Origin of the sequence: Paraburkholderia agricolaris (genome assembly GCF_009455635.1) — a bacterium.
Lineage (GTDB): Bacteria > Pseudomonadota > Gammaproteobacteria > Burkholderiales > Burkholderiaceae > Paraburkholderia > Paraburkholderia agricolaris.
In genome coordinates this window covers 1-22486 of record NZ_QPER01000001.1, presented here as the reverse complement: position 1 = coordinate 22486, position 22486 = coordinate 1, and the positions used below count along the sequence as shown (strand labels likewise).

13 protein-coding genes are annotated in these 22486 nt (G+C 57.3%); 1 reads left to right on the top strand and 12 read right to left on the bottom strand.

The genetic code is table 11. The annotated features are described in order from the left end of the window. Positions 1-11: 11 nt before the first annotated feature. Positions 12-2819, bottom strand: coding sequence for a type VI secretion system Vgr family protein (locus GH665_RS00065; protein ID WP_153134163.1), 2808 nt, complete (start codon positions 2817-2819; stop codon positions 12-14). Positions 2820-3589: 770 nt separating this feature from the next. Here GH665_RS00065 and GH665_RS00060 point away from each other — a divergent pair. Beyond that, positions 3590-3832, top strand: a complete 243-nt coding sequence (locus GH665_RS00060; protein WP_153134162.1) for a SymE family type I addiction module toxin — start codon at positions 3590-3592, stop codon at positions 3830-3832. A gap of 111 nt (positions 3833-3943) precedes the next feature. Here the strand turns inward: GH665_RS00060 and GH665_RS00055 are convergent, their stop codons facing one another. The 11 genes from GH665_RS00055 to dnaA all read right to left on the bottom strand — a co-directional run. Continuing rightward, entirely contained in the window at positions 3944-4915 is a 972-nt protein-coding gene (locus GH665_RS00055) for a restriction endonuclease (protein ID WP_246216116.1), read from the bottom strand. Positions 4916-5624: 709 nt separating this feature from the next. Beyond that, a complete protein-coding gene (locus GH665_RS00050; protein WP_153134161.1) occupies positions 5625-6278 on the bottom strand; it encodes a hypothetical protein in 654 nt (217 codons plus the stop codon). Further along, positions 6279-6746, bottom strand: a complete 468-nt coding sequence (locus tag GH665_RS00045) for a hypothetical protein (RefSeq protein ID WP_153134160.1) — start codon at positions 6744-6746, stop codon at positions 6279-6281. 611 nt (positions 6747-7357) lie between these two features. Then, positions 7358-8695 (bottom strand): hypothetical protein, encoded by a 1338-nt coding sequence (locus tag GH665_RS00040; RefSeq protein ID WP_153134159.1) that lies wholly within the window; start codon positions 8693-8695, stop codon positions 7358-7360. Positions 8696-9048: 353 nt separating this feature from the next. Next, the gene (locus GH665_RS00035; protein ID WP_167530886.1) at positions 9049-9738 is read right to left on the bottom strand and encodes a M48 family metallopeptidase; all 690 of its coding nucleotides are present in this window, start codon (positions 9736-9738) and stop codon (positions 9049-9051) included. Between the two features lie 35 nt (positions 9739-9773). Then, positions 9774-12860, bottom strand: a complete 3087-nt coding sequence (locus tag GH665_RS00030; RefSeq protein WP_153134157.1) for a type I restriction endonuclease subunit R — start codon at positions 12858-12860, stop codon at positions 9774-9776. 9 nt (positions 12861-12869) lie between these two features. After that, positions 12870-14114 (bottom strand): restriction endonuclease subunit S, encoded by a 1245-nt coding sequence (locus GH665_RS00025; protein WP_153134156.1) that lies wholly within the window; start codon positions 14112-14114, stop codon positions 12870-12872. After that, positions 14105-16528 (bottom strand): type I restriction-modification system subunit M, encoded by a 2424-nt coding sequence (locus GH665_RS00020; RefSeq protein ID WP_153134155.1) that lies wholly within the window; start codon positions 16526-16528, stop codon positions 14105-14107. Before GH665_RS00020 ends, GH665_RS00025 begins: the two co-directional genes overlap by 10 nt. Before the next feature lie 414 nt (positions 16529-16942). Further along, positions 16943-19414 (bottom strand): DNA topoisomerase (ATP-hydrolyzing) subunit B, encoded by a 2472-nt coding sequence (gene gyrB, locus GH665_RS00015; RefSeq protein ID WP_153134154.1) that lies wholly within the window; start codon positions 19412-19414, stop codon positions 16943-16945. 114 nt (positions 19415-19528) lie between these two features. Continuing rightward, positions 19529-20632: a DNA polymerase III subunit beta gene (gene dnaN / locus GH665_RS00010; RefSeq protein WP_028197661.1), complete on the bottom strand. Its 1104-nt coding sequence runs from the start codon at positions 20630-20632 to the stop codon at positions 19529-19531. Positions 20633-20851: 219 nt separating this feature from the next. After that, positions 20852-22486, bottom strand: a 1635-nt coding sequence (gene dnaA, locus GH665_RS00005) for a chromosomal replication initiator protein DnaA (protein ID WP_153134153.1), incomplete at its 5' end; no start/stop codon positions are given.

The window sequence follows — 22486 nt, the reverse complement described above, 5'->3', positions numbered from 1 at the left end:
CCGAGGTTCAATTAGGTAGGTTTTTTGAAGAATTTCACGGCCAGTTGCTGGAACTGGTCGCTGCTGATCGGCGATAGCTTGCCGGCCGCGTCGGTTTGACCTTTGACGACGTCGCCAGCGGCTTTCTGTACCTCTGCGTCAATGCCTGTCACGGCCTGCCCATCGGTCGCACGTACAAGCTTCGGTACTCGTCCAAGCGGCGCGTTGTCGAACTTCGGCATGTCGGCACTCATACTGGCCGGACCCGCCCACGTATGACCTGCGGCCTTGACCGTGAAACTGCCTGGGCAGCCGAGTTCGATATTTGCCCCTTGCAGCTTCAGATACGCGCCGCCGGAAGTGACCAGCACGACCTGATCGCTTGCCATACCTGACAGCTTTCCACCCGCAGCGGTGAGCAGGATGTTCTTCGCAGAATCAATCTGCGTATCGTCGGCCTGACTCTGTAGGCGCACCTTGCCGAGATTCGCGATCGCCGACACGCCGTTCTGATGTGCGAACAGCGAGACGCCTTGGCCCGCGTTGACGTTGACGCGCTGGCCGCCAGTCAGTTGAAGATGGTTCTGTGCGACGGTATCCACGTTGCCGCCGGCATAAGTCGCTACGGTCTTCGGCGTCGCCATGCTGATCCCTGCTGGCGCAGTCACGCCGACAACGGCTTGTGACGACGCATCACCACTGCCGCTCGATGTCTTCCCGTCACTCCAGGACTTCACCGCAGTCGCGAGATCGGTCTGCGGCTGCGTGTCCATCGCGACGCCCTGATGCTGCGCGGCGTAGTCGCCCAGACTCTTGAACAGTTCGACGCATTCCTGCATCAGCTGCAGGTACTCATCGCGCGCCAGTTGCCCATCCTTCGCGTTCAACCGCTGCCACGCCGAAATCAGCATCGCCTTGCCGCTGCGAATTGCGACGTTGGCGTCACTACGCAATTCCGCGCCTTCGCCTCGCGCTTCGCCGGTACCGTTATCGCGGGGTTGCGTTAAATACCCGAGGTTCAACTGACTGTAGGTATGCTCGCTCGCCAGTTGGCTGCTGATCTCCCCTGCCGTGTCGTCAAAGCGGAGCTGGTTATAGCGGGCACCCTTAATCTCCTTCGTCTTCACCCCCGACAAAAACCGATTCCCCGGCAACGCCCCGGTATGACTAAACGTCGCCGGCTTATTCGGCCCGTTGTGCAGCACACCGGTGACAAACATCTTGTCCGGATCCCCATTCAGGAAATCCAGCGCGACCTCCATCCCGATGCGCGGCAACGTATCGTGCCCGTAGTTCGTCCCAGCCCAACTACTGCTCACCCGCACAAACGCGCTGTCCTTATCCGTCCCGCTCGTACCCGCCCCTTGCGCGTGCGCATGATCATCCGGATCCAGGCCCTGAAGCTGCACCTTGATCCGCCCAAGCGAATCGCAATACACCTCCTCGCCCTGCGGCCCGACCACCAGCGCGGTAATCGGATAAACCCGCGGCAAATCGATCCGCGGATCATAGGCCGGCGTCAGCGGCACACCACGCCTCACGCAACTGAAGGTGTTCTCATAGCGGCTCTCTTCCTCATCCGCACTACTCGCCGCCCTTCCCTGCCCAGCCGACGATGCAGAAGCAGCCACCTTCGAAGGCCCCTCCACCCTCCACCGATTCGCCTCAAACAACGCCTGCGCGCGCTCATTCAGCGTTTTGGGCAGACTATTCTCTCCACGATGATGCAGCGTGGTGACAATAAACTGCCGCTCCTCCTGCGGATGGGTATCCACCTCCGGATGCCCGGTCAACTCGAACCATCTGCCGACAGCCAGATCCCGCACGCCGCTCACGCCATCGACATTCGCCGAGCGCAACTCATGGGCGAGCATGCGCGCCTTGCTGACGCGCTCATAGTCCGACCACGAATCGCCCGCGTGCGGCACGTCGATGACCGCATCGCGCAGCAGCTGCGCGAGGTCGTTGCCGGCTTCGCCCTGATCGACGATGCTCGTCTCCGACGCCTGCGCCACCGTCGCGCTCTTGTAGTCCCAGCTCGCGCGCTGCACGTTGCCCGGTACGAGCTGACGCGAGGCCGACCACAGCGTGATCGAGTCGCGCGCTTCGGTGGCCGCGTCGCGGTGATAGCGCACCGTGCCGGCCGACGACTTCGGCAGTTTCATCGGGTCGTCCAGCAGCACCAGCGTGTGCACCGGCGACTCACCGGCGCCGTCGGACGATGGGGCCGCGCCCCGCTTGCCCGCCGCCGTGAACCACGCGATGCCATCGCGCCGGCACAGCCGCCGGATGAAATCCGCGTCCGACTCGTGAAACTGCAACAGCGTCTCGCGCACCGGATACTTCGCGCGATCCAGCGACGACAGGTCGAAATCGAACGCGCGCGCGAGCGCCGGACTCTTTTTCTGCCATTCGCCCAGCAGCTTCTCAATCACATCGGGGACACTCAGCGTGCGGAAGATGCGCGTATTGGTTCGCCCCTCCAGCACCGATAACGCATCGCGCATGGTCAACTGGTAGGTCGCCAGCGACCCGTCCGACTGGCCCGCGCGCGCGTCGGTGACGATCGCGCAGATCGGGTGCAAGGCGCCACGGTCGGTGACCATCTGCACCGACAGCGGCAAGCCGATGAACGCATTGAGCGGCAAGTCCGCGCGCGTCGACAGACACGTCACGTGACCCACAATGCCTGAGCACAGGCCCTCGCTGATGTCGATGCGATGCGCGATCAGCACTTGCTCAAGGCTCGACTGGGCTGAGCCCCAGTGCAGGCGGAAGGCGCGATTGGCTTGCGTCAGGGACGGGGAGGCAAAGGCGCGGAGCAGGTCGGCGGAATTCACGGTGGTCTCTTTGGGTGTCTGTCGCGGGGGCGTTATGGGTTGTTTGGCTCTCGGGTTCTGGCGGGCTTTTGTTTTGAGTATTTCTCTTATTGCCGGATTTGTTGCTCGGATTTAAACGGCTGATTTATTTGGTTGATGCGTTTGTTGTGAGGCGCTGGGCTTGGCGCCGCCGCTCACGCTACTGCTTATGTGATGTGCTCACATGTGCCGCCTCTTTTTAGTTCGCTTTGCTTTTCACGCGCCTCGCTAATCGCGCGATTTTACAAAACATTTACGGGGTGGCGCAAATTGAATTATTGAAAAATGTTAAATATCTCTTATATAGACGCTCTAATATGCATTAGGCATTGCGGTGGGTTTTATTGAGGCTTGGTTGGATCTGCTTAGGGCGGAAAGTCGAGCGATGCGGGGCGTCGGTCGGGCTTCGACCAGCTTGACCTCATACGACGTCTGTCAGGGCGAGCCTGTCTCAAAGCTGGCGATGAAATGTGCGCCCTGTTCTGCTGTTCATCGAGCGTTCGATACTGTTGCACAACCCTCGACAATGCGCGAAAATGTATCGGATGCCTAACAACATAGCCGATCATCACGCCGCGTTAAGTTTATAAAGCATCACTGAACGATTGGTTCGCTGGAAGGTAGAAGGAGACGCAAAAGCGCCGACCCGAGCATCAAGGAGAACGAGGAAGGAGATGAAGCGCGGGACGCATGGGCTGCCACCCACACGACCCGCTGACCGCAAACAACCCTAACTTCACTAGGAGTTGATCATGGCTGACGCCAATCATAAAGCAGTTGCATCCGTAACCCAACGCATCTTGACCATTTCGTCACAAAGACGCCCACGGCCGATGAAAACGTTCGCGCCGGATCATGTCAAATTTTTTCCAGATTTGCCGCCCGCGCCTTGGATTCGGCTTTCGGGGAGGTGGTTGGAGGAGGCGGGGTTTGAGATTAGTGGGAGGATTCGGGTAGATATACAGCACGGCAGGTTGGTTATTACGCCCACTTAAACAAACCATCGTTGGCAGCCGCGGAGACTGCCAGCTCCGAATCAGTGAATGAAATGTCCGCTTCGCAAACTCTTCGCTGCGTCACAAGTCGAGAGGGGAATAATGAGCGTCTCAGGCATCCTCAAAGTAATCCGAATCGATACGCTTGACGATATACGATGCGGAGCCTGAGACCCCGACATCAAAGTCAATCATAAGCTCGGTGAGCTGCTTTCCATCGATCAAAACCACCTTCGTATCGATCCGTGAAGCGTATTCTGTCGCCTCCGCGGTATAGGTCGAGGTCGTGATGAAAACACCTTTCTTGGCACGCTGCCCCTGAAGTGCCCCCACGAACTTCTGGATCTCAGGACGACCAACTGTTCCTTGCCAACGCTTCGCTTGGATAAAAATTGTGTCGAGTCCTAAGCGATCTTCCTTGATAATTCCGTCAATACCTCCGTCACCGGTCTGGCCCACTCTTTCCCCGGCATCGCGGCGCGACCCACCGTAGCCCATCTCCACGAGCAACTCAACGACAAGTTGCTCAAAAAATGTAGGTGAGCACGAAAGTATCCGAGACAACAGTTCCAGCCCAAGTTGTTCCCGTAGTCCCTGATAGGCAAGTTCAATCGCTTCCTCCGGGGTATTCTTTGTAGCGGGTAAGTCGGCAGCCGGAGCTGATTCGCCGGGCGGTTTTGCCGTGTCGCGAAACTCGATAAATTCAGGCCAGCGCTCCAAATATTTCACGTCAATGCGGGCCGGATTAGATGCGAGCGTCTGAATTCCCCTTTCGGTGATCTTGAAGACACCACGTCGCGGAGCGTCAAGAAGAGACGCCTTCTTTAGGTACGTTCGTGCCCAGCCCACACGGTTCTTGAAGATCCCCTGTTGGCCACTTGGCAACAGTTCTGCGCGCTCGGTTGCGGAGAGCTTGAAATGCTCAGCGAGTGCATCTTCAGTCTCTCGAAGCGAGTGCTCCTTTCCGTCCGCCAAGTGGCGAAGGAGAGGAAGCATGTAAGTCTGATAGTCAGGGATGGCCATGGGATGAAAAATTTCTCGGGAATAGTTGAGAATTGCTGCAGACAATGAATTCATTAGCATGATGAACACGCATTCTGGGAAATAGCTTGAGCCAGAATCGGCATACTCGTCAATTTCAATCTTAAATCATTAAGACTGTTGCGCGCTTATGACGGTCCTCACGCGATCCAATGCCAGTCCTGCAGTTAGCTAAGGCAGCAGCATGAACGTAAGAGCTGCTGTCGTGTTCACTACAGCTAGCACATGAGGGCCGCGTAACAGAGCGCTCGGCAACGGCCGGCCGAGGAAGAGAATCGAACAATCTCGCTTAGGCCTGCAGGGCAGGCGAGAGGAGTTTTGATCTTTGAAAGTGCCCCCAACGTGAGGCTTAGGCGAGGGCGCTTTGATCTACTATCGAACCTAGTGCCACTTGGTGCCCATCGCGCCCTTCCGGTACGAGACACCGCGAGCGCAACGGCATGACCAGCTTACTGCAAACCCCTGCCTGCGATACGGCCGGCAGCCTAGCGCTGGCCGTTATGCCCGTTCCGCAATAACGTACTGGTCGATCAGAGGTGGATCATCGTCCCCCAGCGCCTGCTTACATTTTGCCCCACAGATTTCACCGTACTGGGTGAAGGACAGTCACATTCACGACGTGGGCAAACCATGGGCGTCAATGTACGGGTCATTACATAGCTAGCTCTTTCGGAGCGCGCGGACAACGACATGAGCTTTAGCGCTTATAGCCACTGTCTACGCTCCAAGATTCGAGTGAAAAATGAAATGCTTACTGTGCCTTGTAGTTCTTAAAAGTGCTTCGAAACGCATGCACCAGCCTTTCAACCTCAGAGTTCTTACATGTCGGCGAAATATCTCTCTCCCATCCGTTCTTGGCTCTGTGGCTGAGCAGCTTGTCCACACTCGGGGATGAGGTGTTCGTGACAAAAAATGGACTCTTGCAGGACACGTCAGCGACTAGCCCTATAAACCCACGAGCCAAATGCAACTGCAATGCAGACGTGTAGAACTTACATTCAACCCCGACAAGAACCCTTGAAGAGCGTGGAGAAACACGGTTAAAGCGGCAGTTCTCAGCTTCGGCTCGATCAAGTACCGCTACATCCAACTCATGCAGGACACCGGACTTGCCCGCCACCTTGATTCCTGTGTGAGCTTCCAGAGCTGGTCGCCCAGGGAATTCGAGAAGTGCATGCGTGTAATCCTGCGCTGAAGAATAAAGCCAGCCAGGAGACGTTCGGAGAATGAGTGAAGTTGCAGCTCCGCCGCTGCGGCTTTTGAAATTGATCGTAGCGCCTTCATCGCGAGCTGCTCGGACAAGAAGCGTAAAAATATAGGCTTCGAAAATGTCGGACAAAGCAGACGAAGCAATCGGAGAAGCGGAAATGGCCGCTCCAAGGACAGATGAAATTTCCGTCAACATTTAGGACTCCCGGATCGAACGGATAAGTTCATCAATCGCCAATGCTCGCTCCCTCGCAACGATCAAGCTATCAAGGCTGTCTAACGGAACGACGTAGCCTTGCCTATCAACTCGATCAGATTCGAATGTAAGGCCTTGAAGGCCAAAATCTTCTAGATCCGATTTGATATGTGCTGCCATTGCCGAGCCATCAACGATCGCGCGCCTTGCAGCTTCCACAAGAAGTACTAGCGCTTCAGTGTCTGAGTAGTCTTGCCGGCGCACAAACTCCGCAGGCGGACTTCTTTTAAATGTCGCGTCATCCAACATCGAAATAGTTCGACCGTCAACCTCCTTGAGCGTTTGAATCTTTTCTTCAGAGAGTCGACCTGTTGCAAGCTCGTCTCGCACCTGCTCTACGACGACCAAGTAGCCACGCGCAGTTAAGAACTCGGAAACGTCCTCGAAAAGTTTCTTGTAGTCAGTCAAGATACAGTTTCTCCATTTGTGGGATTTGCCTTTTCGCCTGTAGAGTAAGTCGCTGGCTACGGCGGTCGGCAGGCACATGTGAGTCATCCAACTCATTCACGCTTGCCGAACCATGCCGGTAATTGCCCTCTCTGTTATCCAGGTCGCTCTCGTTCCGGTTAGCACAAATTTGATATGCATCTACGCTGATCGGAGCGGATGAAATTTGGCTGCGCAGCGGTTACTTGGTACAAAGAAATCGTGATATAGGTAGCCGCAAGGCGACGCCCCTCCCACATTCGTGGGTACCCCAGTTTCGCAAAGCAGTCGTACACGGCCCGCGGATGAGTTAAGGAGTGCAATTTGGGTTTCGCTCGCATTTTAACGAATTGCTCAAACGCGCAGGCTGGCTGGCATTCGCCCCGGAAGTATCCATTGAAACTCAATATAGCTGTTCTCCAGCAACTAACCAGGCCGGTCGGATGAGGTTTCTAGGTGTAACCGCCAGCACTCGGGACCGCAGTTAACGCGCGAATTCCCAGCCGCTGGCCGCTATCACACAAGTGCCGAACGGAAAGGTCGACTCTAATGGCAGAAATTCCATTATGCTGGCGACGTGCAATTTCGCTAGCTCAAACGCGTCGCCCCCGATCCGACGCCCGGAGTTCCGAAGGACCCCCGATTACCGCCAGAATAGCCGAGCGCCCTCTTTCGCGAACAGAAAGGATTTCTGCCATCAGGCTCGTGGTTGCCGCGCCACAGCCGATCCAACCTGAACGTGCCAAGGTAACAAACTCTGAATTATTGAAATACCTTGGGCAATTTTCATAACCAATTCGTCGGCCGCGGCCTTGCTGGGTTGCTTCCGGAAGTGAAAGAAAATGCTCGATGTGGGGGGCGCTCATCGTGATCCCAGCGATCAAGCTATCGTCACTTGCGTCTGGTCTCGTACGCTCGCAAAACTTGAAATAGAAGGGCTCGTCGTTAAGCCGCAGATCTCTCAGTGCGGTGAGTCCTGCGGGTGGAGGCGAAGCTGAACGGATTCGCTTCATCGTCGAAATTTGGTGATCGAGATTGCTCCCATCAACGCGGTAGCTCCAACCTCGCACGACATCGTCCTTCTGCATACCTTTATATTGGAGCATCAGGAAGCTGTTGTATTGCTCCTGGAAAATCAGGAGGTCGACACCAGTAGCGGTCTCGATCGGTGTCGCGTCTGTAACATATGTTCGAACGCTCCGGCCAGCTGCTCCGACAAATTCCCCTGTAACGCTCCCTATCGCCAGTGCGGCTTCAAAAACCCTTGCGTCTCGCTCTATCAGGGAGCGTTCAGACACGGGTTGAGCATCCAATAGGTCCAACACGGAGAGCGCGCTATCCGCACGCGACGCGTTTCCAGATCGCAAAATCGCCCTACGATCCAAACCTGCAATGTCGAGGCAAAGTCCGACCGCATCTCGCTGCTCCGTAAGCCGGCTCATACGATTGTCGTCTCCAAGCAGTCGGCGTTCTTCCAAGCGCTTTGCGACGAGTCGATCAATGTCCTGCGCACGCAATGGACGCAGCTTCTTAACCAAGTCTATAAGTGCCGTCCACGCTTGAGCGTCAATGCGCTGCAGCTGTTCTGCGGTCGAGATCTTCTCAACAAATCCATTGCTGTTGTTTGCCTCGTGAACCGAAATTGGATCTTGAAAAATCACGGCGTCGCTTAGACGCATCTTGACTCGTCTCGTACCTCCACTCCCCCTCATTCGTGCCATTAGCGCAGCAGCGAATATCGCTAAGTTCGGATTTCGACGGATCAAAAACACAAATTCGCATCGCTCGAATGCCCAGTCCTCTGCGGAAAACGACTCAGACGCTTCCCCGTACTCCGCGAGAATCTCTGCGACTCTCTCGGTTCGCGCAGGCTCGAACGTAAGAATGAATCCCCCATAGCCCAGAAAAGAGATTTCTTCTCGCTTTTTCATAATTTGATTTCCCGAGCAGCATCGCCATGATGCATTGTTGAATTCAACACCTTGGCAAACCCATATGACGCGCCCCGTCCAATTGGACTCAGCCGGCTTCTAGCAACGTCCCTTCATCCGCTCCTAAACTGCGGCAGGAGCATCCGCCGTTTGCCCGATAGTTCTCGGCGAATTCTGCTGGCAAGAGGTAGTTCAGTGAGATGCGCGGCCTTTTCTCGTCACGGCTCATGATTAATGCCTATTCTCGCTCGCCTAGTTACCGTCTCCCACGGAACAAAAGCCGCGTCGATACCGGCTCTTCGCCGAATAGTGGGGCGACTGAAACTACCGCACGGCGATCGGTCACGCACCGACTAATACCCCCATTTTTCATGCCGCACCGGCAGGCGATTCAGTTGATCCCGCACTTGCCGCCACTGCGGCATGAACCGATCCATCAACGACTGAAACTGCGCATTGTGGGTTGGCTCGATCAAGTGCAGCAGCTCATGCACGAGGATGTATTCCAAGCACTCTGACGGCTTAAGCGCCAGGTCCGTATTCAAGCGGATATTGCCGGACACCGGGTTGCAGCTGCCCCACTTCGTCTTCATGTGCTGGATGAGGATATGCTGGGCCTTGACTCCCAGCACCGGCTCCCATTTCCCCAGTAGCGGCAGGACAGCCGCCCTCAGCTGCGCCCGATACCATGCATCAAGCGCGTCACGGCGTTTGTTGACGTCACTGCTAGGACGCAGACCGAGTTCGAGCGTGGAATGCTTCAGCTTCACCGTCGGTGCCGCATCGGTTTCGACTATACGCAACAGGTAACGCTTGCCCCAGACGTAATGGCTCTCTCGGTCCAGATATTCACGGGGCGTCTCCCGTTCCTGAGCAAGCAGCTTGCGTTGCTGTCGCCTGATCCAGTCCAGCCGGGTAATGGCATACACCCGGATGATGTCGGGCGCCATGTGCAGGGGGGCGGAAATACGGACACGACCATCTGGCGGATACACGCTCAGATGGACATGCTTGATGTCCTTCCTCACCACATCGACTTGCATGTCGCCCAAGTCAATGCTACTGCATAGCTCCACGCTCAATACTCCTGCCACTGGGTTTCGATGATCAGGAATATGCGCTCGACCTCGCCATCTTCCTTCAAGACGTCCCAAAGCGCCTGCTTGATGACGTTCTCACGAGGCAACACGCCACGCCAGCCGTCGGGACGCACACGCCTGACGGCCGCATCCAATTCGAGCGAAAGCGCCAGCGCCTGTTCCGGTGTACGGCCGTTGGCAATTTTCAGATTATTGAACAGTGCCCGCTTGCCGGGAGTATCCAATGCCGCCGGAGTATCGCCAGCCTTGCCGTTGTGCACCTTCGTCGCCAGATCGGCCATCTGCTTCAGATATTCCTCGTAGTCGACGGCCTTTTCCTTGCGCTTCTTGATGATCTCATCCAGCAGCGCGGACATCTTTGCAAAGTACGCCGGATCGGTCAGGTGATCCTTGACGATCTTGCTGCGGACGTTGTTCTCAATGGTCTCGGCAACTGACTGCCGATCTTTAATCTCACTGAGCTTCTTCGCGATTGCATCGGCAATGCCAGTCTTCACGATCAGGTCAAGCAAGCCGATATTCTCAAATTCGGAAATCTTGCGCGGCTCACTGGCTTGGATGTACGTGTCAATCAGGTGGCGCATGTCCGCCTCATACGGCTTGAGATCCAGCGTCTCGCCGCTCGCGAGGCGGATCGTCTCGCGCAGCTTCACGTACTGCTCCAGTTTCTGCCGGATCAACGCCTGTTGCGCGGTACTGTAGCCGGCTTCGTCGAGCTCATCGGCAATACAGGCATAGGCGCGGAGCAAGCCGACCGCGCCGGTATAAAAGGCGACCCGCTGCGGTTCGCGGGCTTTCAAGTCGTCCGCGATCTCGGTGTTTCCACAGAAGTAGTGGATGTATTCCAGCTCGCCCTTGGGTGGTTTTACCTTTTCTACCAGCAGCGCCAAGGCTTCCAATGCCGCGTCGAGACGCTCCCGGCCTTTATGGATCCGACTCTCGAGCAGGACTTCCGGTTCGACGCCGCCCGCGCTGTGGTCAAGCTCGGACGAATACACGGCGATGGCGTTCTCTACCTTCTTGAACAGGTCCTTGTAATCGACGATATAGCCGAAATCCTTGTCGTCTGTATCCAGCCGGTTGGTGCGGCAGATGGCCTGAAACAGGCCATGATCCTGCATGGACTTGTCGATGTAGAGGTATGTACAGGGTGGGGCGTCGAATCCGGTCAGCAGCTTGTCCACGACGATCAGCAGCTTCATGTTGGCCGGTTCCTTGATGAACCTGGCCTTGGCCTGATCCTCATACGTCTCCGTTTTGGACATGCCCGCCTTCGGCTGCACGTCCTTCAACAGTTCGGTGTAGGTGTTGTAGATGAACTGCTTGTCGGTTTCCGTATTCGCCCCGGTCTCTTCGAGCGTCACATCTTTCGCCAGTGGGTTATACGACGTGACAACCGCACACTTGCCCTTGAACGGGGTTTTCTGGAACAACGCGAAATACTTACACGCCTCGTAGATGCTCGATGCCACGAGCATCGCATTGCCGCGTTCGTCGGATATCCGAGGCTTGGTGCTGAAGTCGTAAATAATGTCTTCGACAACCCGATCCATGCGCGAGCGCGAACTGAGCACGTGCTGCATCGTGCCCCACTGCTTCTTCAGTTCGTTTTTCTGCCAGTCGTTTAAGCCCTTGGTTTTGGCTTCGAACCAAGTATCGATCTTGCCCTGGGAGCCGAGCGTCTGGTCAATGTCCCGTGCCTCATAGACCAGATCAAGCACGACACCGTCTTCCACCGCCTCGCTAAATTTATAAGTGTGGATGTAACTACCAAACACCTCGAGACTGGTTGCCGCATCCCTCTTCAGCAACGGCGTGCCGGTAAAGCCGATGAACACGGCCGATGGCATCATCGCTTTCATCACCCGGTTGAGGCGACCACCCTGGGTGCGGTGACATTCATCCACGAACACAAAGAGATCGCCCACCGTCTTGCCCGACTGAGATTGCAGCTCCTTGATGAAGGTATCGAAATCTCCGTCCCCAAGCCCCTTGCCGGCGCCGAACTTATGCACTAGCGAACACAGCAGGCGCGGTGTCGGGTCGCTCAGCCGGGTCATCAGGTCACGCCCGCTACTGGTGCGATGGATCTTTTCCCCGCTACTCTCAAAGACACGCTTGATCTGTTTGTCCAGTTCGTCGCGGTCCGTGATCACGACGACACGAGCGTGCGGGTTGTTTTCCAGAATCCACTTGGCCAGCAGCACCATCAGGATGCTCTTGCCCGCCCCCTGGGTGTGCCAGATGATCCCTCCCTGGCGTTTGCGCACGTGCTCCTGCGCTGCTTTGATACCGAAATACTGGTGCACACGCGGCAGCTTTTTGATGCCGCCGTCGAACAGGATAAAGTCGTGCATCAACTCGACGAGGCGTGCCTTTTCGCACATCTTCAGCAGATACTTGTCCAGCTTGTAGCCGCTGTTATCCGCTTCGTCCTCTTTCCAATGGAGGAAGAACTTTTCCTGCGTGCCTGTCGTGCCGTATTGCAACCCTTCCGAATCGTTCCCGGCAAAGACGAACTGCACGGTGCTGAAAAACCATTCGTTGAACTCGGGCAGCTGGTTAGACAGGTTCTGCCGGATGCCATTGCCGATACTGACCCGGCTGTTTTTCAGTTCCAGCACGCCAATGGCGATGCCGTTGACGTAGAGCACGATGTCAGGACGGCGCTCGTGCCCGCCTTCCAGGGTGACTTCCTCGGCGATCGCGAAGTGGTTTCGGGACGGGTGTTCCCAATCGATGAGCCAGACCGTGTCGGCCACCTTGTCGCCTTCGACCTTCACCGGGATGCCGTAGCGAAGAAGCTGATAGACCGCCTCGTTGTTTGCGTCCAGCTTGCGCTGCGGATGGTTGGCTTCGGTCTTCAGCCGGTAAATTGCCTGGCTGATTTGCGCAGGACGATAACCGGCCTCAAGCAGGTACGCCGCCAGCAACGCTTCTTCGATGTTGCTGTTACCGGCGCGATCAGTCCAATCGCCGAGCGGGGCGTAGCCTAGCTGCTCGGTGAACAGCTTGATGACCCGGTTCTGCGTGGCTTTTTCTGATTTTCCGATCTCATCCGTCATTGGAGTCCCTTACACCAGCCGTGTCTTGCCGGTCAGCAGTTCCCGCATCATGCCCTGTTTCAGCAGATGGGACTTGTCGCGCCGCGCCTCCAGCGCTGCGAGTTCGGCGTCCATGTCGCTCAACACTTCTGCAATCGCGGCTTGTTCTTCCTTCGTTGTTGGCAGCTGGACTTCATAAGCCGCCAACTGCGTTTTGCCTATTTCAAGAAATGTGCTGCCTGCGCACAAGCGAACGAATCCTTGCTTCTGCGTTTGCAGCAAGTAATAGAGAAATTCCACGTCCGTAGCCTCGAACGGCACGAAGTTCTTGAAGCCTTGATTTGTTGTGACGGGAACTGAGTTGATGGCGCACTCACCGATGGTGGCACGTGACGTCATCACCACGGAGTTGGCCGGAATCAATTCCGCAGAACTGTTCAACAGGCCGTCCTGCGTAATCGTGCGGCTCGTCTGCGCAAGGTACTTGGAGCCATTCAGCTGCGTGATGTCCGTTGGCGTACACCACGGAATTCCGCCATCCCAGAATCGGGCAATGCTGGTGCTTGGCGTTCCACCGCTGCGAATGTTCGCAAGCTGATCGAGCCGCTTCACTTCCCACTCCCCATCAAACCCCGGCAACCGCGTTTTACCCGTAAGCAACTGCTGCATGGCAGCCTGCTTTAGGTCGCGCTTCTTGGCGATGAGTTTGTCCACGCCCGACAGCAGGGCGTCCACGTCGCTCAGGGCGGTGGCGATGGCGGATTGTTCGGCGGTGGTAGGCGGAAGCGGAATTGGATAGGTCTTGAGTTTTTGGCCGTTGATGTTCGCTTGGCCGACAGCAACGCTCAAAACCTTGAAGCTGTATTTCTTGGCTAGTTCCGTGTTCAGGGTGTAGTTGAGAAAGTGCGAATCCAAGAGATCCTTCTTGGCGTTTATGCGAATCAGATAGCCAGCAAAGATTGCAGGCTGCTCCCCACGATAGATGGATGTCTTGCCCACTAGGTCAATCGTGTTCGTGCGATTGAACAAAACGTCACCGGAGCGAAGCGCGTACTTCGCAATTTCTCTCTCGTCAGCGGTGTAAACAAGGTCGTTCCAATCGATCTTGCCGCCTTGCAGGTTGCCCATGCGTAGCACTGGCACCAAACCTTTCGTGCTGGACTTTGCTGACGAACCATATTCGACGGACGTGACCAATCGACCAAGCGGTGTCACATCCCAATCCTCTGGGATAACACCAACTTCCGTTTGCTTGTATCCCGGCCTCAGTTCCACACCGCCCCCATCTTGCGTAGATGCTCCTCAACGCGAGCAGACAGTGCGGCGACGTCATCGACCAACACTGGCAATGGGGATTCATAGCGCAAGGCCAAGTCGCGAACACGGCTGGTGAGCTTTTGCGATACACGCTCAAGTTCACCGGACACGGTCGCAGACAAAGCCGCGAGCCACTTATCCTCGACAACGAGCGCCTTAATTTCCTCGATAGTGAGCTTGGGGTATTGCGCGTAAGCCTTGGCATCCAGCTCGGCTTCCAGTGTCTTGAGCGTCTTCTTCAGCCCCGATTCCTTATCGGACAGCGACTGCCATTGCTTCAACACAGCAAGTTCCTCGGAAGCATCTTCGTCTTTGCCAATTTCTTTGATACGCTCCTTCACTGCCGCCGCGTTGATTTTGTCGAAGCCGCTGAACGCGCTTTCATCGCCGCTTTGTTCTTCCTCCAGCTCGGCCAGGGCGCTGCTGGCGGCTTCCAGCGTGGCGCTCGCCTCATCAATCGCCTTCTGCTCCGCAGCGAAATAACGCGCCACGACGTACTGCTTGGGTACCAAGTCGCACGCCCACCCCTTGTCCTTTTCGACTACCTTGGCGTTGTCGCCCTTGCCTTTCTTCGTCTTCTCGATGACACGATAGGTCTGTGCCACCCAACCATCGGCTGCCAGCAGGTAAGCATCGTCCTGCATGGTTTCCGCCCAGTAATCCATCAGGTGCTGGTACACGTCGTAGGCATCGATCAGCGGCTTTCCTTCGTAGTGGTTGAGCAGGCCATCGGCCAGCTCAACAATGAGCTGCTTCGGGTGAAAGCCCTTGTCCAGCGCCTTCAGCTCGAGAACGGCCTGCGCCCGCCAAGCACCGAAGTGTTGTCCCATCTTCTCGAGATAAGCAGCGAACTGCGGGTGCTGGAAGATGGTGAGCTTGATGGCGGCCTTGTCCACGGCCAGCGTGGCATAGCCTTCCCGCAGCGGATTGAACAGTGCGCGTCTAAGCTGCGGGCAGACCGCCCAGTAGTCGCTCAAGGCTTCCACGTCTGCCAGAGGGATGCCGCCCTGCAGGTGGCCGTGAATGTCCTGAATATCCTCGACCACGCTGCTGTCGATGTAGCGTGGCAGGTTGAGGTTGAAGTCATTCTTCTCGATCTCGGCCAGACCCACCATGCGGGCGTAGCGCGGATCGCTCTCGTCCTGGCGGTTGAACACGTCCACAATGCGATGAATATCCTGCTCGCGCAGGCGGTTCTTGGGACCATCCTTGATGAAGCCGCTGCTGGCATCGATCATGAAGATACCCTTGCGTGCCTGGGCGTTTTCCTTGTCGATGACAATGATGCAGGCCGGAATGCCCGTGCCGTAGAAGAGGTTGGCCGGCAGGCCGATGATGCCCTTGATGTAGCCGTGGCGAATCAGGTTTTTGCGGATTTCGCTTTCCGCATTGCTACGGAACAGCACGCCGTGCGGCAAGATGCACGCGCCCTTGCCGTTGGATTTCAGGCTGCGCACGATATGCAGCAAATAGGCGTAGTCGCCCTGCTTGGCCGGAGGCACGCCGAACGTATCGAAACGCCCATACGGGTCGTGGAGCGGATCAAGCCCCGTGCTCCAGCGCTTGTCGGAGAACGGCGGATTTGCGACCACGAAGTCAAAGGTCTTCAGGGCGGCACCATCCCGGAACTTTGGGTCGGTCAGCGTGTTGCCCTGGCCGATCAACGCCGTGGGGTTGTCGTGTAGGATCATGTTCATGCGCGCAAGACCACTGGTCGCCGAATCCTTTTCCTGACCGTACAGGGTGACTGCGGTGTGCGCCGCATCGCCCACTTTCAGCAGCAAGGAGCCGGAGCCGCATGTCGGGTCGTACACGGTGGTGTCTGTGCTGGTCTGCGCACTGCCGATACCGATGACAGCGGCCAGAATACGGCTGACTTCGGCTGGCGTATAGAACTGCCCCTTGCTCTTGCCACTTTCCGTTGCGAAGTGACGCATCAGGTATTCGTACGCGTCACCGAGAATGTCGTCACCGTCGGCACGGTTCTTCGAGAAATCCAGATCGGGGTTCTCGAACACGGCAATCAGTTCCGTAAGGCGCGCGACCATATCCTTGTCCGTGCCGAGTTTGCCGGTATCGTTGAAGTCCGGCATGTCCGACAGCTTATTAGCTGCGGCCAGCGGTCCGACGATTTTCTTGTTGATCTGGTCACCAATGTCCGGCTTGCCTTTCAGGGCAACCATGTCCGCGAAGTTGGCACCGTCGGGAATCGTGATTGGCGCATAGCGCTGCCCGGCGTATTTATCGCTGACGTACTTGATGAACAGCAGGACCAGCACGTAGTCCTTGTACTGGCTCGCGTCCATCCCTCCGCGCAACAGGTCGCAGGATTCCCAGAGGGAAGAGTAAAGCTCGGATTTCTTGATTGCCATTGGCTCGTATGGGAACGGGAGTCGGTCTCTGCCTAATCAGTCGGGCAATGTACGGTTTCGAATTCTAAGACACATGAACACAACGACGATTAAAAAGATTCATCGCGGAAGATCCAACGGACACCGCTCCGGGCATGGGGGCATACATTTCTGGCCGAGCCGAAAATTAGCCCGATGCCCCAATCTGCTCCGAAAGGTCCTCAGCTGTCCACGGGATCTATCCTCCCGAAATGGAAACAAAAAACCCCGTGAGCCTTTCGGGACACGGGGTTTTCGGACTTCTTCGGAAGTGCCTCGAATTCTGCGGAAGTTTCAAGGGCAGACACGAAGTCAAACGCATTAAGCGGTCGTACCCGTCGCAAACCTTTGGCGCCAGTCACATTTACTCTGGCGCCCTTTGCGACAACAACATTGTCAAACATCAATATTCCCCGCCCTCAACGCATTCGACTCAATAAACGCCCGACGCGGCTCCACATCATCCCCCATGAGCGTCGTAAAGATGCCATCCGCCGCAATAGCATCCTCAATCTGCACACGAAGCAAGCGACGCACGGTCGGATCCATCGTCGTCTCCCAAAGCTGCCCAGGGTTCATCTCACCGAGACCCTTATAGCGCTGCTTCGAAATATTGCGTTCAGCATCAGCCAGCAACCACTTCATAGCGCTCTTGAAGTCGGTAACAGCCATACTGCGCTCGCCACGTTTAATGACAGCCCCAGTCCCAATCAACCCCTTAAACGTATTAGCGGTATTGATCAGCTGCTGGTAATCAGCAGTGAGTTGGAAATCCTGATCCAGCACAGAAATCTTCTGATTACCGTGATGGGTCCGCGCAACGCGCAGCGAGCGCAGCTCACGCACCGGGTCATACATCGTCGTAACGGTAACCTCAGGCTTCAACGCATCATCCCGCAGCTTCGCCTCAAGCGCCGCCGCCGACGCCGCAGCCGCTTCCTCGCTGGAGAGGTCGATAACAACCCCATCCATCACAGCCTCAAGCGCCCCAGCGTCATACAACCGGCTCAGTCGGTTCACCACAGCTTGAGCCAACAAATAAGCCCGAGCCAACTCACCCAACGCATCCCCGGTAATCGGCGTAGCGCCCTCAGAAGCCAACAACTCCGACCCCTGCAACGCCAACTTCAGGATGTGAGCATTAACCTCAGCCTCATCCTTCAAATACCGCTCATCCTTACCCGCCTTGATCTTGAACAGCGGCGGCTGCGCGATATAGATATACCCACGCTCGATCATGTCGGGCATCTGACGATAGAAGAACGTCAGCAGCAGCGTACGGATGTGCGCGCCGTCCACGTCAGCATCGGTCATGATGATGATGCGGTGATAACGCAGCTTGTCCAGGTTGTAGTCTTCCTTACCAATCCCACAACCCAAGGCAGTAATCAAAGTCACAATCTGCTCCGAAGAAAGCAGCTTGTCATAGCGCGCCTTCTCCACGTTGAGCACCTTGCCCCGTAGCGGCAAGATCGCCTGAAACTTCCGGTCACGCCCCTGCTTCGCCGAGCCGCCTGCCGAGTCGCCCTCGACGATATAAATTTCCGACTTCGCCGGGTCCTTCTCCTGGCAATCCGCCAGCTTGCCCGGCAGACCCACGCCATCCAGAACGCCCTTACGACGCGTCATTTCACGCGCCTTGCGAGCCGCATCCCGCGCCCGCGCTGCGTCGACGATCTTGCCGCAAATGATCTTCGCGTCGTTCGGCGTTTCCAGCAGGAATTCTTCGAGCGCCTTCGCGACCACATCCTCCACCGGCGCGCGCACTTCCGACGACACCAGCTTGTCCTTGGTCTGCGCGCTGAACTTCGGCTCCGGCACCTTCACCGACAGCACGCACGAGAGCCCTTCGCGCATGTCGTCGCCGGACGTCTCGACCTTCGCTTTCTTCGCGACTTCGTGATCGTTGATGTACTTGTTCAACACGCGCGTCATCGCCGCACGCAACCCGGTCAGGTGGGTGCCGCCGTCGCGCTGCGGAATGTTGTTCGTGAAGCACAGCACGTTTTCGTTGTAGCTGTCGTTCCACTGCATCGCCACTTCCACGCCCACGCCGTCTTTCTCGCCGCTGATGTGGAAAATGTTCGGGTGCAGCACGGCCTTGTTCTTGTTGATGTACTCAACAAAACCCTTCACGCCGCCCACGAACGCGAAATCTTCTTCCTTGCCCGTGCGCTGGTCGGTCAGCTTGATGCGCACGCCGTTATTCAGGAACGACAGTTCGCGAATCCGCTTGGCCAGAATGTCGTAGTGATATTCGACATTGCCGAAGATCGTCTCGTCAGCCAGGAAGTGCACTTCGGTGCCGCGGTTTTCGGTGTCGCCAATCAGCTGAATCGGCGAGACAGCCACGCCGTCGATCTCTTCGATCACGCGGTTCTGCGGCACGCCACGGTGGAATTCCATGAAGTGCTTCTTGCCGTCGCGGCGAATGGTCAGGCGCAGCCACGCCGAGAGCGCGTTCACGCACGAGACGCCCACGCCGTGCAGGCCGCCGGACACCTTGTAGCTGTTCTGGTCGAACTTGCCGCCGGCGTGCAGTTCGGTCATCACGATTTCAGCGGCGCTGCGCTTCGGATCGTGCTTGTCGTCCATCTTCAGGCCGGTCGGCACACCGCGGCCGTTGTCGGTGATCGAGATCGAGTTGTCCGCGTGAATGATCACCTGGATATCGTTGCAATGCCCCGCCAACGCTTCGTCGATGGAGTTGTCCAGCACTTCGAATACGAGGTGATGCAAACCGGTCCCGTCTGACGTATCCCCGATGTACATCCCCGGCCGCTTGCGTACCGCCTCCAGACCTTCGAGGATCTGAATCGAGGAGGCGCCGTAGCTGTTATCGGGTTGCGAATTGTTCGTTTCAGTCATGGATTTTTTCCGGTTCTGCGTTGCTGCTTGGTTGCTGCTCGGGACTTTTCAAAACACCATAAAAACGCCAAAGGGGCGCTGCGCCCCTTGGTGTGTTCTTGGTTTTTGGACGCGTTAGATGCGCATCGGCATCACGACGTATTTGAATTCGTCGTTCTCGGGAATCGTGATCAACGCGCTGGAGCTGGCGTCGCCAAGGCTCACTTGCAACATGTCGACCTTCAGGTTCGCGAGCACGTCGAGCAGATACGTGACGTTGAACCCGATATCGACGCTGTCGCCGTCGTACGCGATTTCCAGTTCTTCCTGCGCCTCTTCCTGATCGGCGTTGGTCGACATGATCTTCAACTGGCCCGGCTCGATAATGCAGCGCACGCCCTTGAATTTGTCCGACGTCAGAATCGCGGCGCGTTGCAGCGAACGCTGCAGTTCTTCACGGCCGATCACGAACTGATTCTTGTGCGACTTCGGAATCACGCGCTGGAAGTCGGGGAATTTGCCTTCCACCAGCTTCGACACCAGTTCGACCTGGCCGAAGGTGAACTTCACCTGCGTCGGCGCGATGTCGATCTTCAGCGTGTCGTCGATGTCTTCCAGGAGACGCTGCAGTTCCAGAATCGTCTTGCGCGGAATGATCACTTCCTGACGCGCGAACGAGCCTTCGATCTTCATCGACGAGAACGCGAGGCGGTGGCCGTCGGTTGCGACTGCCATCAGTTGGTCGCCATCTACCACCAGCAGCATGCCGTTCAGGTAGTAGCGAATGTCCTGCTGGGCCATCGAAAAATGGACCATGCCGAGCAACTGGCGGAACGTTTTCTGGGGAACCACCAGGTTCGCGCCGTAGTCTTTAGCCTGAGCGACGGTCGGGAACTCGTCGGCCGCGAGAGTTTGCAGCGCAAAGCGGCTCTTGCCGGATTGCACGGTCAAACGCTTGTCGTTCAAGGTCAGCGTAACTTGCCCGTCGGGCATCGCGCGCAAAATGTCGAGGAGCTTTCTTGCTGCCACCGTGGTCGCGACCGAATCGCCGCCCACGCCAAAATCGGCACGCGTGGTGATCTGCAACTCGAGGTCGGTCGACAGGAACGACACGTCAGGGCCGTTCTTGGTAATCAGCAAATTGGCGAGGATCGGCAACGTATGGCGGCGTTCGACGATGCCGCTCACGGTTTGCAGCGGCCTGAGGAGGTTATCGCGTTCGGTCTTGACCAGTTGCATAGAGTTCCTTCGTTGATATGACGGCCTGCGCGCCTGACTTGCCAGCCTTACAGCGCGCAGCCGCGGCTCCCCGCCGGCGCCACGCAGCGCCTGTCACGGCGTGAATTCCGCCCGCGGCCGCCGGGCGGTTAAACCTGTATTGTGCCTGAAAACGGAACCGCTCCACTAAAATGGGGGCGAGTTCCGAAATAAACAGGTCGAATTTCCCATACAACCTGCTTAACCTTTCAGCGTTTGCTCCAGCACGTGCAGTTCGTGGTTCAGCTGCGCGTCCGTGCCGCGCTCGGCGGCAATCTTGCGCACCGCGTGCAGCACGGTGGTGTGGTCGCGCCCGCCAAACAGCTCGCCGATTTCCGGCAAACTCTTCTGGGTCAGCTCCTTCGCCAGATACATCGCGATCTGCCGCGGCCGCGCAATGTTCGCCGGACGCTTCTTCGAATACATATCCGCGACCTTGATGCTGTAGAAGTCAGCCGTGGTCTTCTGGATGTTTTCCACCGAAATCTGCCGGTTTTGCACCGTCAGCAGGTCTTTCAGCGCTTCTTTCGTCACTTCAATCGTGATTTCGCGGCCGTGGAACTTCGAATACGCGAGGATCTTGCGCAGCGCGCCTTCCAGTTCACGCACGTTCGAGCGCAGATGCTTGGCGACGAAGAACGCGACGTCTTCATTCAGGCTCACGAACTCGGATTGCGCCTTGCGCATCAGAATCGCGACGCGCATTTCCAACTCGGGCGGCTCGATCGCCACCGTGAGGCCAGAGTCGAAGCGCGAGATCAGGCGATCGTCGATGCCGGAGATTTCCTTCGGATACGTGTCGCTGGTGATGATCACCTGCGCCTTGTTCGCGACCAGCGCCTCGAACGCGTAGAAGAATTCCTCTTGTGTGCGCGACTTGCCTGAGAAAAATTGAATATCGTCGATCAGCAGCAGGTCGAGCGAGTGGTAGTAGCGCTTGAAGTCGTCGAACGCCTTGCGCTGGTAGGCCTTCACCACGTCGGACACATACTGTTCCGCGTGGATGTAGCGAATCCGCGCGCCGGCCTTGTCCATCAGAAGCTGGTTGCCGATCGCGTGGATCAGGTGGGTCTTGCCCAGGCCCACGCCGCCGTAGAGAAACAGCGGGTTGTACGAGATGCCCGGGTTGTCCGCGACCTGAATCGCCGCGGCGCGCGCCAACTGGTTGGCCTTACCGGTCACGAAGTTGTCGAAGGTCAGCACGGGGTTGAGCTTCGAGCGCTCGTACATCGAGTCGTTCTCGCCGTTGCCGTTCGAGCTGGCGCTCTGGCCCGGACGCCATGTGCGGCGTGCGGCCGCGGCTTCGTTCGCGTCGAGGCTGGGCAGATCGAGGTCGGCGGCATCGTCAGCGGCCGCGCGGGCGTTTGCGTTGTGGTCAGCCGCAGCGCGAGCATTCGCGTTGAGATTCGCCATGGCGCTGTTCGCGCTGTTGGCGCGCGCGGCCTGCGACGCCTGCACGGCGCCGACGGCTGCGTCCACGGCGGCCCCGCCGCCGTTCGAACCAGACGAATGCCCAGCGCCCATCGAAGCAGGCGCGGAAGCCGGACGCGACGGCGCCGACGACGCTGCCGCGGGGGCGCGCATGCCGGCTTTCGGGTCCAGCACAAATTGCACGTCGACCGGGGTATGCCAGAAATCGCGGGCCATATCCGCGATGCGGCCGGAGAACTGGCTCTTGACCCAGTCGAGCTTGAAGCGATTCGGCGCGGCGATGCTAAGCGTGTTCGCAGCGGCGTCGAAGGCGACCGGGGCCAACGGTTTGATCCACGTCACGTACTGCTGGGGCGTAAGCTCACGCTCCAGCAATGCGGAACAGTGTTGCCAGAAATCGTTCAT